Source organism: Asticcacaulis sp. DW145 (assembly GCF_037101385.1).
Taxonomy (GTDB): Bacteria; Pseudomonadota; Alphaproteobacteria; order Caulobacterales; family Caulobacteraceae; genus Asticcacaulis; species Asticcacaulis currens.
On record NZ_AP029025.1, the window covers coordinates 1228005 to 1240404 of the forward strand.

11 protein-coding genes are annotated in these 12400 nt (G+C 63.0%); 7 read left to right on the forward strand and 4 right to left on the reverse strand.

Annotated features, from left to right (window positions below; genetic code table 11):
• Nucleotides 1-102: 102 nt before the first annotated feature.
• From AACH73_RS16860 to AACH73_RS16870, 3 genes are all read right to left on the reverse strand, one after another.
• Nucleotides 103-843: an autoinducer binding domain-containing protein gene (locus AACH73_RS16860; protein WP_338735937.1), complete on the reverse strand. Its 741-nt coding sequence runs from the start codon at nucleotides 841-843 to the stop codon at nucleotides 103-105.
• A gap of 126 nt (nucleotides 844-969) precedes the next feature.
• Nucleotides 970-2103, reverse strand: a complete 1134-nt coding sequence (locus tag AACH73_RS16865; protein WP_338735938.1) for an alpha/beta hydrolase — start codon at nucleotides 2101-2103, stop codon at nucleotides 970-972.
• 181 nt (nucleotides 2104-2284) lie between these two features.
• A complete protein-coding gene (locus tag AACH73_RS16870; protein WP_272741759.1) occupies nucleotides 2285-2995 on the reverse strand; it encodes a TetR/AcrR family transcriptional regulator in 711 nt (236 codons plus the stop codon).
• A 248-nt stretch (nucleotides 2996-3243) separates the two neighbouring features.
• Between AACH73_RS16870 and AACH73_RS16875 the strand changes: the two genes are divergently transcribed.
• From AACH73_RS16875 to AACH73_RS16885, 3 genes are all read left to right on the forward strand, one after another.
• The gene (locus AACH73_RS16875) at nucleotides 3244-4134 is read left to right on the forward strand and encodes an alpha/beta hydrolase (protein WP_338735940.1); all 891 of its coding nucleotides are present in this window, start codon (nucleotides 3244-3246) and stop codon (nucleotides 4132-4134) included.
• A gap of 64 nt (nucleotides 4135-4198) precedes the next feature.
• Nucleotides 4199-6463, forward strand: coding sequence for a TonB-dependent receptor (locus tag AACH73_RS16880; RefSeq protein ID WP_338735941.1), 2265 nt, complete (start codon nucleotides 4199-4201; stop codon nucleotides 6461-6463).
• An 81-nt stretch (nucleotides 6464-6544) separates the two neighbouring features.
• Nucleotides 6545-7810: an MFS transporter gene (locus tag AACH73_RS16885; RefSeq protein WP_272741756.1), complete on the forward strand. Its 1266-nt coding sequence runs from the start codon at nucleotides 6545-6547 to the stop codon at nucleotides 7808-7810.
• Nucleotides 7811-8000: 190 nt separating this feature from the next.
• Here the strand turns inward: AACH73_RS16885 and AACH73_RS16890 are convergent, their stop codons facing one another.
• Nucleotides 8001-8792: a 3-hydroxybutyrate dehydrogenase gene (locus tag AACH73_RS16890; RefSeq protein ID WP_338735942.1), complete on the reverse strand. Its 792-nt coding sequence runs from the start codon at nucleotides 8790-8792 to the stop codon at nucleotides 8001-8003.
• 179 nt (nucleotides 8793-8971) lie between these two features.
• Between AACH73_RS16890 and AACH73_RS16895 the strand changes: the two genes are divergently transcribed.
• From AACH73_RS16895 to AACH73_RS16910, 4 genes are all read left to right on the forward strand, one after another.
• Nucleotides 8972-9685 (forward strand): CoA transferase subunit A, encoded by a 714-nt coding sequence (locus tag AACH73_RS16895; protein WP_338735943.1) that lies wholly within the window; start codon nucleotides 8972-8974, stop codon nucleotides 9683-9685.
• A gap of 152 nt (nucleotides 9686-9837) precedes the next feature.
• Nucleotides 9838-10485: a 3-oxoacid CoA-transferase subunit B gene (locus tag AACH73_RS16900; RefSeq protein ID WP_338735944.1), complete on the forward strand. Its 648-nt coding sequence runs from the start codon at nucleotides 9838-9840 to the stop codon at nucleotides 10483-10485.
• 289 nt (nucleotides 10486-10774) lie between these two features.
• Complete coding sequence (locus AACH73_RS16905; protein WP_272742347.1) at nucleotides 10775-11350, forward strand: sigma-70 family RNA polymerase sigma factor; 576 nt, start codon at nucleotides 10775-10777, stop codon at nucleotides 11348-11350.
• A complete protein-coding gene (locus tag AACH73_RS16910; protein ID WP_272742348.1) occupies nucleotides 11325-12290 on the forward strand; it encodes a FecR domain-containing protein in 966 nt (321 codons plus the stop codon). The genes AACH73_RS16905 and AACH73_RS16910 overlap by 26 nt, the downstream gene beginning before the upstream one ends.
• Nucleotides 12291-12400: the final 110 nt, after the last annotated feature.

Below are 12400 nucleotides of genomic sequence, written 5' to 3' on the forward strand. Positions count from 1 at the left end.
TTTTAATTGCATCATAGGGGGTAATTTTGGGGCACAAATCTTAACGGCCCGATAACACCATTATAGTTAGCAGGGTCTTATGTGCGCCTTTGCGAGCCCTCTTCAGGCGATCAGCTTGCGACGTAGGGCTTCGGCCACCGCATGGGTGCGTCCGCGCACGCCCATTTTTCTGGCGGCAGACTTGGCATAGCCGTAGATGGTGTCGGTGGTATAGCCCGTCACCTGATGAATGGCGGGGACTTCAAGGCCATCGGCAAAGTGTTTGAGGCAGGCCAGTTCGCCCTCCGACAGGCCCAGATGCTGGTTCATGGCGCTGAGAAGCTGATCCGACAGTTCGGCGTGCACCACGCGCGTCGTCATTTCGAGGATGAATTTTTCGTCGTCGCTAAACGGAGTCGCCCGGCAGAAGGTCACGCCGCCAAAGCGCTGTTCGCCCTTGAAAAAGCCGATGGCGCTGCGCGTCGTAATGCCGAACTGCTGTTCCAGTTGCCGGATGCGCTCGACACCGGGTCCGGTCAGCACCTCCGGCCCCAGATCGTGCCAGCTCCCCCAGTGCTGTTCCGCGGTCATCAGGTAGGACATGGGGTCCTGATGATAGAGGTTTTCGCTGAGGAACTGGCGGATAAACGCTTCCGGCATGTCGGTGGCCAGCATGACGCCGCGCCCGACGCCCAGCCCGAAAAAGGCCATGCCCGACATGGCAAAGCTGTCGAAGGGCACGATCTGGCGCAGGGCGGCCATCATCGGGTGCGTCGCGTGCGCGCGCCCGAAACGGTTAGCGATGACCTCCATAGCCGCCTGCCGGGCCGGGTCCGCAACGCGCTTTGCAATATAGCTGGGCATGTCCCGTCCGATTCGATGAAAAACCCGTACGGTTACACTTATACGGGGAACGCGCGTTTGCAATCGTCTGCGCCCGCCAAATGCCCAAACTATCGCCCTGCGGCGTTATTTATCCGACGTCTGAGCTTATTTCCGGGTCAGTGCAAACAGCGTCGCCGACTCCGTCTGCGCCTTTTGCGCCGCAGGAACGTAGGCCGTGGTTTGCAGGAAGGCGTGGATCAGGCTGGGGTAGTGCAGGCGTTTGACCGTCACCCCCGCCCCGCTCAGCTTATCGGCAAAGGCGCGCTGCGAGTCTTTCAACGGATCAAAGCCCGCCGTGACGATCACCGTGGCGGGCAGGCCTTTCAGATCGGCCTGCATGGGTGAGGCGTCCTCAGCGGGCGGCGTCGTGCCGGCAGGATAAACCTGCGCCGCCAGGTACTCCAGATTGTCGGCATCGAGGCCGTAACCGCTGCCCAGCTCCGTCATCGACGGATAGTTGTTCACGCGATCCACCCCCGGGTAGTAGAGCAGAAGCCCCGCCGGAGGGGTTGCGGCCTTTTTCTGTTTCAGCGCCACCGACAGGGCCAGGGTGCCCCCGGCACTGTCGCCACCGAGGCTCAGGCGTTTGGCATCGCCGCCGAACTCCGCCGCGTGCGCCGCCACCCACGCCCAGGCGTCTGCGGCGTCCTGATGCGCCGCCGGGTACGGGTGTTCGGGGGCCAGACGGTAACCGGGGGCGACCACGATCATCTTCAGGTCGCGCGCCAGCGCCCGCAGGCTGGGGTCAAAGGCGTCGAGGCTGCCGAACATGAAGCCGCCGCCGTGATAATAGACCAGAACCGGCGCAGATTTTACGCCCTGCAAGGCTGCCGGGACGAAGATGCGCAAGGGCAAGTCGCCGCCGCGCGTCGGGATGCTGCGGTCGGTGGCCAGCACCCCTTCGACGGGTGCGGTGCGCGTCGCCCAGTAGCGGTCGAGCGCGGCGCGCGTGGCGGTACGCCCGGCCTCGCTGGCATAGACGGCGCGCATCTGCGCCTTGACCGCCGGGGTGGCCGCCGGACGCGTCACATTTTCCAGCACATATTGCAGACGCGGATCGAGCGTGTGGCCCTCAGACACTTCGCGCGGGCCTTTGAGGTGGGCGACAAACCACGCCTCGTCCTGCTGCATGAAGGCCACGGCCTGCGCCTCCGCCGGCGTCGGTACGATGGGCTCAGCCGCCAGCGGCGTGGTCATAAGGCAGGCTCCGACAGTCAGGACAGGCAGCAGGCGTTTCATGTGGCGTCTCCCGGTTGTGTTTTGCCGGAGAATGACCGCATCCCCCGCCGGGCGCAATGAGAAATTCAACAGATGTAGAATCAGACCTTGGCGACTGCCGCCGTAGGGCGAGATGCCCTAAATGGAAGCCTCATCCCGCTCTGGATTTTTGTATGATCGCGATATTTTTGTCGAAAACCGCTCACACTTTTCGACATATCGCTCTCGCGCGGTCTTCCATGGCCTGAAACGCCCCCAGATGAAAGCTGATCAGGTGCTCATAGGCGTCTTCGGCGTCGTCCGAGCGGCACAGGCCGTTCGACAGGTGGTCGATGCGCCCGGTCGAGGCCATGGTCAGGGTCAAAGCCCCCGACAGGCAGTGATAGCCCCAGTACAGCTCGCGGTCAGCCACGTGCGGCAGGACGCGGCGCAGGGCGTCGATGAATTTGAGGATCAGGCGGTCGAAATGCGTGGTCATCATCGGGGCCAGCACGCCCGACGAATTGACCTGCGCCACCAGCCGGCAATAGTTGCGAAAGCCCGGATCGGCGGCGGCGTGCATGGTCTGCACCGGCACGATAAAGGCGCGCAGGATCGACTCCAGAGTGGGCGCATCTTCGCTGTCCATCACCCGCCGCAAGGCCGCCTCGCGCCGGTCGTTGAGCACCAGCGCCCGCCGCCCGAAGACCGCATCATAAAGGCCTTGCTTGGATTCGAAATAATAGTTGGGCAGGGCCACATCGACGCCCGCCGCCTGCGCCACCTGACGCACCGTCACCCCGTCAAAGCCATGCCGTGAAAAAAGCGCCTCGGCGGCATCCAGCACCAGATCGCGGCGCGACGGCGCATCCGACACCTTGCGGCGGCCCTTGGGGCTTTTGACGATCGGTTCAGGGGCAGAGTCGGGCGGCATGTATCCACGGAATGAGATTCGATGATCCACCCGTCTAACACAGGCGCGCAGACGGCGAAAAGGAAAACGTTTTTCCTCCGTTCGTCTGCGAATACAGGGTGCGCCGATTTGGCCACAGCAAGGTTAATTTCAACGGCAATTTGAATTTACCAGCTTGACATTCAACGGGTGTTGAAAAATGCTCTGGTTACCGGTTCGCTCAAAGAAACCGGATGCACACGGGAAAAACAGCACAGGACGCAATGCCCATGCCGGCAGAGCCCAGCTACCACGACGTGACCTATCTGAGCGGAGCCGATTCGCTGGGCAGCGGACGCCTGCGCCTCTATGCCCGCGACTATAACCCGACGGCGGAGCGCGTGGTGATCTGCCTGCACGGCCTGACGCGCAACAGCGCCGATTTCGAGCCGCTGATGGCTCGCCTTCCCGCCGATCATCGCTTTATCATCCCGGATCAGCGCGGGCGCGGGCGCTCCGACTATGACAGCGAAGCGGCAAACTATGCGCTGGGCGTCTATGTGCAGGACATGCTGGCTCTGATGGCGCACCTGGGGATCGCGCGCGCTACCTTTATCGGCACCTCGATGGGCGGGCTGATCTCGATGCTGCTGGCGGCCACCGCGCCGCAGTGCGTGCGTGGCATCGTGCTCAATGATGTGGGTCCGAAGCTGTCGCCCGAAGGGCTGGAACGCATCCGCGGCTATGTGGGCAAGGGCAAGCCGGCCACCACCTGGCAGGAGGCCGCCGAGGCTGCCCGCCTGATCAATGCCGAGGCCTTTCCCGATTTCGGCCCGGCGGACTGGATGGCCTTTGCGCGCCGCACCTGCGTCGAGGTCGAAGGCCGCCCGGTCGCCGCCTACGATCCGGCCATAGCGGCGGGCATGGCCCCCGGCAGTCAGGCCGTCGCCCCGCCCGAACTCTGGGACCTGTGGGCCAGCCTGAAAGACATCCCCGTCCTCGCCCTGCGCGGCGCTCTGTCCGACCTTCTGTCGGCGGAGACCCTGCAACGTATGGGCGACACCCACCCGCGCACCATAGCCGTTACCGTGCCCGACCGCGGTCATGCGCCCCTGCTGGACGAACCCGTGGCCCTGACGGCCATCGAAGCCTTTTTACGGGAACAGGCCCTGCGCCCCTGATCCGGGTGTCGGCGCCGTGTTCTCCAAGTACGCGTTTCAACTATAATTTTTACAGGGAAACTCCATGAAACAGACCTTTAAACCCTTGCTGATGGCCTCCGTGGCCAGCCTCGGCACCCTTCTGGCCGCCGCCGCGCCGCAGGCCTTTGCCCAAACCGCACCACAACCCGCCGCCTCGTCCGATGAGGTGACCGACGTTGTCGTCACCGCCCGCCGCCGCGCCGAAACCCTGAAGGACGTGCCGATCGCCGTCTCCACCTTCTCGTCGGCCAAGCTTGACCAGACCGGCGCGCAGGACATCACCGCGCTTCAGCAGCAAGCCCCCAACATGACGCTTCAGGTGGCGCGCGGCTCCAACTCGACCCTGATCGCCTTTATCCGCGGCGTCGGTCAGCAGGACCCGCTGTGGGGCTTTGAACCGGGCGTCGGCCTCTATGTCGATGACGTCTATGTGGCGCGTCCGCAAGGCGCCGTGCTCGACATCTATGATGTGCAGCGCGTCGAAGTGCTGCGCGGCCCGCAAGGCACCCTCTATGGCCGCAACACCATCGGCGGCGCGATCAAATACGTCACCAAGCCGCTGGACATGACCTCGCCCACCTTCATGGCGCGCGGCTCGCTGGGCAGCTATAATCAGCGCGATCTCGTCCTGACCGGCTCCGTGCCCCTGTCGGATCAGTTCGCCGTCGGCGCGGCGATTGCCAAATATAACCGCGACGGCTTCGGCAAAAACCTGTTCACCGGAGCTGAGCATTACAACAAGGACGTCACCGCCGTCCGCCTGAGTGCCGAATATAACCCGACGGACAAGCTTTCGCTGCGCCTCGCCTATGACCGCACGCAGGACGATTCCAACGCCCGTCACGGTCACCGCGAAACCCCTGCCCTCAATTCGCTGGGCGGCCCGCTCTATACGGGCGCGCAGGCGGCCTGGAACACCCCTCCGGCGGACCCTTACGACACCTATGCGGGTCTGGGCGACAAGAACAAGGTCGAAACCGACGGCGTGTCGCTGACGGCGGAATACAAGGTCTCGGACAAGCTGACCTTCAAGTCGATCTCGGCCGTGCGTTCGGGCGAAACGGCGACCAAGATCGACTTCGACAACACGCCGGGCGGCTTCATGGACGTGCCGGCCAAGTACGAAGACACGCAGGCCACGCAGGAGTTCCAGTTCACCTATGGCGGCGAGCGCTGGTCGTGGGTGGCGGGCGTCTTCTATCTGAACAGCACGGCAGCGGGCGCGTTCGACACCACCATACTCGGCAATCTGGCCACCACCCTGACCCAGGGCAAGGTGCGTACCAACTCGGTCGCCGCCTTTGCCGACTTTAACTACAAGCTGACGGACAAGTGGTCGCTGTCGTTCGGGGGGCGCTACACCAAGGATAACAAGCGCGGCACCGTCTATCGGGCCAACTATGCCGGCGCCCCCTCGCCCGTCTTCGGCGGCGCGGGTGCGCGCACGCTGCTGCGGTCGGACTATACCAATGACAAGTCGTTCGACAAGTTTACGCCGCGCGTCTCGCTGTCCTATGCCTTCACCCCGGCCCTGACCGGCTATGCAGCCGTCTCCGAAGGCTTCAAATCGGGCGGCTTCGACATGCGCGGCGACGTCATCCTGACGCCTTCGACCGTCAATGGCTACAACCCGGAAACCGTGCTCAGCAAGGAAATCGGCCTGAAAGGCACCACCTTTGACGGCCTGCTGAACTTCACCTTCGCCGTCTTCGATTCGAAGTACGACGACATGCAGATCACCCGTCAGACCCCCGTGGGTGCGACGGTCGCCTCTCAGGTCGAAAACGCCGGTAAGGCTTCGATCCGCGGCGCGGAATTTGAAGGCACGCTGCGCTTCTCGGACAAGCTGACCGGCAATTTCGCCCTCGGCTATACGGACGCCAAGTTCGACGAATTCATCAGCTACAACGTGCTGACCGCGTCTTACGTCAATCTGGCCGGGGTCTATAAGTTCCAGATGACGCCGGAATGGACCAACAATTTCGGCCTCACCTATAAGACCGACGCCTTCGGCGGTTCGCTGGTCGTGTCACCGCAGGCCAGCTACCGCTCCGACATGCAGATGTTCGAAGCGGCCAATGCGGCCCTCGATCAGAAGGCCTACTGGCTCTATGATATGGGCGTCACCTGGACCGCGCCTGGTGCGAAGTACAAGGTCGGCCTCTATGGCCGCAACCTCAGCGATGAGCGCTACCGCACGGGCGGCTATAACTTCCCCAGCAGCGTCTCGCCGCTGTTCGGCAACTCGGTGTCGGCCTTCTACGGCGCGCCGCGCACCGTGACCCTCACTCTGGAATATCGTTACTAAGTAACGAATTAAGGTCTGTATCCTGACCTCTTCTCCGTAGGTTTTCTACGGAGAAGAGGTTCTTATTTCTGAGGCCACTTCATGTCCAGCCCCATCCCCGACGCGGCCCCGATCAAGGGGCGTTATCTGGCGCTGTTTGCCCTGATCGTCGTCTATACGTTCAACTTCCTCGACCGGCAGATCATCTCGATCCTGAAAGACCCCATCGCGCAGGAACTGGGCCTCAGCGATACGCAACTGGGGCTGATGGGCGGGCTGGCCTTTGCGCTGCTCTATACGACCCTCGCCATCCCGGTGGCGTGGCTGGCCGACCGCACCTCGCGTGTGTGGATCATGACCACGGCTCTGGCCGTCTGGTCCGGCTTTACCGCCCTGTGCGGTCTGGCGCACAACTTCACCCATCTGTTTATCGCCCGCATGGGCGTCGGCGTCGGCGAAGCGGGTGGCGTCGCCCCGGCCTACAGCCTGATTGCCGACTATTTCCCGCCGAAACAGCGGGCCAAGGCCCTGGCCATCTATTCGTTTGGGATTCCCGTGGGCTCCGCCGCTGGTGTGCTGTTCGGCGGGCTTCTGGCGGCGAAGGTGGACTGGCGTTTTGCCTTCATCGCCATAGGCTGTGCGGGCATTCTGATCGCGCCGCTGTTCCGCCTGATGGTCAAGGACCCGCCGCGCGGACGCTATGACGCCTCCGCAGGCAAGCCGCTGGGCTTTATCGCCGCGTGCAGGCTGGCCTTCGCCAAACCGACCTTCTGGCTCCTGTCGTTCGGGGCCGCCTGTTCGTCCATGGTCTCCTATGGTTTCATGTACTGGCTGCCGACCTTCCTGTCGCGCTCCCTGCACCTCGACCTCGTGTCGCGCTCATGGTTTTTGGCGGCGTTACTGTTTGTCGGCGGCGTGGCGGGTATGGCGCTGGGCGGTGTGCTGGGCGACAAGCTGGGGCAGAAGTCCAAGCGCGCCTATCCGCTGATCCCCTGCGTGGCCTTTATTATCTCGGTGCCGCTCTACGCGCTGGGCGTGCTGGCCACCACGCCGGAGACGGCCTTTGCCCTGTTTCTGCTACCGCAGGCGCTGGGCCTGATGTGGCTGGGGCCGGTGCTGACGGCGGTTCAGCATCTGGGGCCGGGCCATTCGCGCACCATGATCTCGTCCCTGTTCCTGCTGATCAACAACCTGATCGGCATTGCGGTGGGGACGTGGTTCTTCGGCGCGGCGTCGGATTATCTGAAGCCCCTCTATGGCGACGCCTCGATCAAATATGCGTTTCTGGCGGGCCTGAGCTTCTATGTGCTGGCGGCGATCCTGCTGTTCTTCGCCTCGCTGCGCATCCGCCGCGACTGGGTGGATTAGATCATCATGTTTAGCCCCTCGCCGGGTGCGGGCTTCGCCACCTTGGCCGCCGCCTCAATGGCGGCTTGAGCGGAATGATTTTAGAAATCATCCCGCTCTGACATTTTGTTTTGTCGCGCATTTGATTCCGAAACGGAGTTCGGCGAAGCCAAAACCGTTGCACACTTTTTTCGGAATGCGCTCTGATAGTTTACTGCGCGGTCCATCCCCCGTCGATGGGGATGGCCGTGCCGGTCACATTGTGGGCCAGAGGTGAAGACAGCCACAGGGCCAGCGCCGCGATTTCGTCCGGCGCGCTCATGCGCTGCGACGGCTGTTTTTCGGCCAGAAGCGCCGCGATCCCCGCCTGACGATCGCCCCCGGCGGCCGCAGCGCGCGCCTGAATCTGCGGCTCGATCAGGGCCGTCTCGGTCCAGCCGGGGCACAGGCAGTTGATGGTTACGCCGGTGCGCGCATATTCGAGCGCCGCCACCTTCGACAGGCCGACCAGCCCGAATTTTGAGGCCACATAGGGCCCCTTCTCGACCGAGGCGACAAGGCCGTGCACCGAGGCGATATTGATGACGCGTCCGAATCCGCGCGCCGCCATGCGCGGCAGGGCATAGCGCAGGGTGGCCATCGCCGCCGTCAGATTGACCGATAACACCGCATCCCAGGTGGCATCATCTATCTGGGCAAAAGGCAGGGTCTTCTGCACCCCGGCATTGTTGATCAGTATGTCGATGCCGCCGCCCCAGTTCCACACAGCCTCCATCAGGCCGTCAATGGCCGCCCGGTCGCGCAGATCGCCGTCGAAAAAGCGCACCTGCGCCCCCAGACGGCGGATATGATCGGTGGCGGCATCGACCTGTTGCGGCGTGGCCAGCCCGTGCAGGGCAATATTGGCCCCGGCCCTGGCAAAGGCTTCGGCGATGGCCAGACCTATGCCCTGAACAGAACCGGTGATCAGCGCGGTCCGCCCGCGAAGAGAAGCGTCGGTCATGGTGTGTGTCCCTGTTTTGGCCCTTCTGTGCACGGTGGCGGGGCTTCGGGGGTAACTATCGGCGGGCCGTCACAGGGGGTCAATGAAAAATTCAACAAATGCTGAATTTTTTGCTCGCAAGGGGATGACAAACCGTGCCGGAGTGCGTAGGAATGAGCAAAAATATACGGGAGAGACCGATGCCGTCGAAGATATATGCGGACGCGAAGAGTGCGCTGGAGGGGCTGACGTTTGACGGGATGACGGTGATGGCCGGGGGCTTTGGCCTGTGCGGTATCCCGGAGAACCTGATCGCCGCCCTGCGCGACTCAGGCGTGACCGGCATTACCGCCATTTCCAACAATGCCGGGGTCGATGGCTTCGGGCTGGGGATGCTGCTCAACACCCGTCAGATCAAGAAGATGATCTCGTCCTATGTCGGCGAAAACAAGGAGTTCGAGCGGCAGTATCTGGCGGGCGAGCTGGAGCTGGAGTTCAATCCGCAGGGCACCCTGGCCGAACGCATTCGCGCCGGCGGGGCCGGGATTCCGGGCTTTTACACCGCCACCGGCGTCGGCACGCTGGTGGCCGAGGGCAAGGAACTCAAGGACTTCAACGGCAAGACCTACGTTCTTGAGACGGGTCTGGTCGCCGACCTTTCCATCGTCAAGGCGTGGAAGGCCGATGAGCGCGGCAATCTGATCTTCCGCAGGACGGCGCGCAATTTCAACCCGATGATGGCCACCGCCGGCAAGGTCTGCGTCGCCGAGGTCGAGGAGATCGTGCGGGTGGGCTCGCTTGATCCCGACGCCATCCACACGCCCGGCATCTATGTCGATCGCCTGATCGAGGGCACGTTCGAGAAACGCATCGAACAGCGCACTGTCAGACAGCGCAGTGAGATAAACGCCTGATAACCTAAGCCCCTCCCCTAAAATTAGGGGAGGTGACTTTGCGGTTACACCCGCAAAGTCGGTGGGGTTTTCAACGCCCCCTAACCCCCCTCCGGCTTTCAGCCGGTATCCCCCCTGAGATCAGGGGGGAGGCTGTTTTGAAAGGACAAGTCATGCCCTGGACCCGTGACCAACTCGCTGAGCGCGCCGCCAAGGAATTGCAGGACGGTTTCTACGTCAATCTGGGCATCGGCATCCCGACTCTGGTGGCCAACCACATCCCACAGGGCATGACCGTCACCTTTCAGTCGGAAAACGGTATGCTGGGCATGGGGCCCTTCCCCTATGAGGACGAGGTCGATCCCGACCTGATCAATGCGGGCAAGCAGACCATCACCGAACTGCCGGAAACGAGCTATTTTTCGTCATCGGACTCGTTCGCCATGATCCGCGGCGGCCATATCGACCTGACCATACTGGGGGCGATGGAGGTGGCCGAAAACGGCGACATCGCCAACTGGATGATACCGGGCAAGCTGGTCAAGGGCATGGGCGGGGCGATGGACCTCGTCGCCGGAGTTCAGAGGGTGGTGGTCGTTATGGAACACGCCAACAAGCACGGCGAGTCCAAGGTGCTGAAACGCTGCGACCTGCCCCTGACCGGGGCGGGCGTGGTCGATCTGATCATCTCGACCCTGGGCGTCTTCGAGGTGAAGCCCGACGGCTCAGGCCTCGTGCTGGTCGAACTGGCCCCCGATGTCACCCTCGACGACATCGCCGCCCAGACACAGGCCACCTATGAGGTCGCGCTGCGGGTGTAAGGTTGGAAGATTAGCCACGAACAACACGAAAAGCACGAACGGCGACGTTCATCCTTCGGCGCGAAGCGCCAAGCGTATCTCTGGGCGGCTCAATAATGGCCCTTCGGGCAAGATCAATACCGCAGCCTTTCGTGCTTTTCGTGTTTTTCGTGGCCAAAATCCTTAGACACCCGACTTGCTGGCAAAGCCACCGCCCGGCGAGTGGCTAAACAAATAATGATCCAGCCAAAAAGCGAACTTAAATTTACGGAAGCCGCCCGCTCAGGCATCATAGTATCGGGAGGCCCGAATGGAGTCCGCGCCGGATCACATCATCCACTGGGTGGCTTCGCAGATCCTGCCTCATGAGGCGGATGTGCGGGCGTGGCTGATGCGTGCCCGGTTGGGGCGCGACGACGCCGAGGATATTCTTCAGGAATCCTATTGCCGCATGGCGGAACTGACGGCCATTGAGCACATCACGTCGCCGCGCGCCTACTTCTTCACAGTGGCGCGCAATATCGCCCTGATGCGGTTGCGTCGGGCGCGCATCGTGCGCATCGAAAGCGTGGACGAGATCGACCGGCTGGAGGTCATGAGCGACCTGCCCTCGCCGGAACAGGTCAGCGTGGCGCGCTCGGATCTGGCGCGTCTGAAGCGGGTGATCGCCACCCTGCCCGCGCGCTGCCGTCAGGTGTTCGAAATGCGCAAGATCGAGGGCCTGCCCCAGAAAGAAATCGCCCGCCGTATGGGCCTGAGCGAACATATGGTGGAAAATGACGCGGCCAAGGCGCTGCGTCTGATCATGAAGGCCATGGCCGAAGACGAACCCCGTCTCCAGCCCCGAAAGGAGTTTATGCGTGGTACCGACGCCGGTCGAAACTAGCGAGCAGATTGCGCACGCGGCCAGCCTGTGGGCGGTCAAGCCACGTCCGCTCTCGCCGGAGGACGCGGCGGCGCTGAACGCATGGCTGGCCGGTGACCCGCGTCGGCGCGGCGCATTGCTGCGGGCGGAGGCGGGCTGGCACGGCCTGTCGCGCGCGCAGGCGCTCGGCCCCTCCGCGACGTGGCAGGATTCCGCCCCCGGCCTGTGGCAGACCCTGTCGCGCCGACGCCTTCTGACGGCGGCCACTGCCGGTGGGGGCCTGATCGCCGCCAGTCTTCTGGCCGTTTTTGCTTTGCGTCAGGACGAGGCCGTGACGCGCATGGGCGAAATCCGCCGCCTGCCCATGAGCGACGGCTCGATCGCCACGCTGAATACCGATAGCCGCCTGCGCATCGACATGGCCGAAAGCGAGCGACGCATCGAACTGATCGAGGGCGAGGCGTGGTTCAAGGTGGCGCATAACCGCCAGCGTCCGTTTATCGTCAGCGCCGGGCCCAGCCGCATCAGGGCCGTCGGCACGGCCTTTTCGGTCAAGAAACGTCCCGACGGTGTCGAGGTTCAGGTGACCGAGGGCACGGTGCAGGCCTGGTCGGTCGGGGATGCCCGCGAAGCCGTCCTGCTGCACGCAGGGGAACGCACCGTTCTACGCGAGCATCAGCCGGTCCGGATCAGCCACGCCCCCGACGCCATCGACAGCGATCTGGCGTGGCGCGAAGGGCAGATTGCCCTGAACGGCAAGACCCTGACGCAGGTGGCGGCAGAGTTTAATCGCTATAACCGCATCCAGATCGTCATCGAGGATGAGGCCCTGGGGCGCGAGCGCCTGATCGGGCGGCTGAGCGCCAATGATCCGGAAGCCTTTTCGGGGGCCGTGGTCGAAGCCTTTGGCGCAGACATCCATAAGACCGACAAGGCCATAGTGATCGGCATAAAAAAATAAATGTCCCGCATACGGAAGTCCGTTTGCCAGGCATCGTAACTGAGGAAGGCCCAAATTTTATAATAATCGGGACCTTCAATAATAATAATGCGCACCACGGGGCGCTCCTA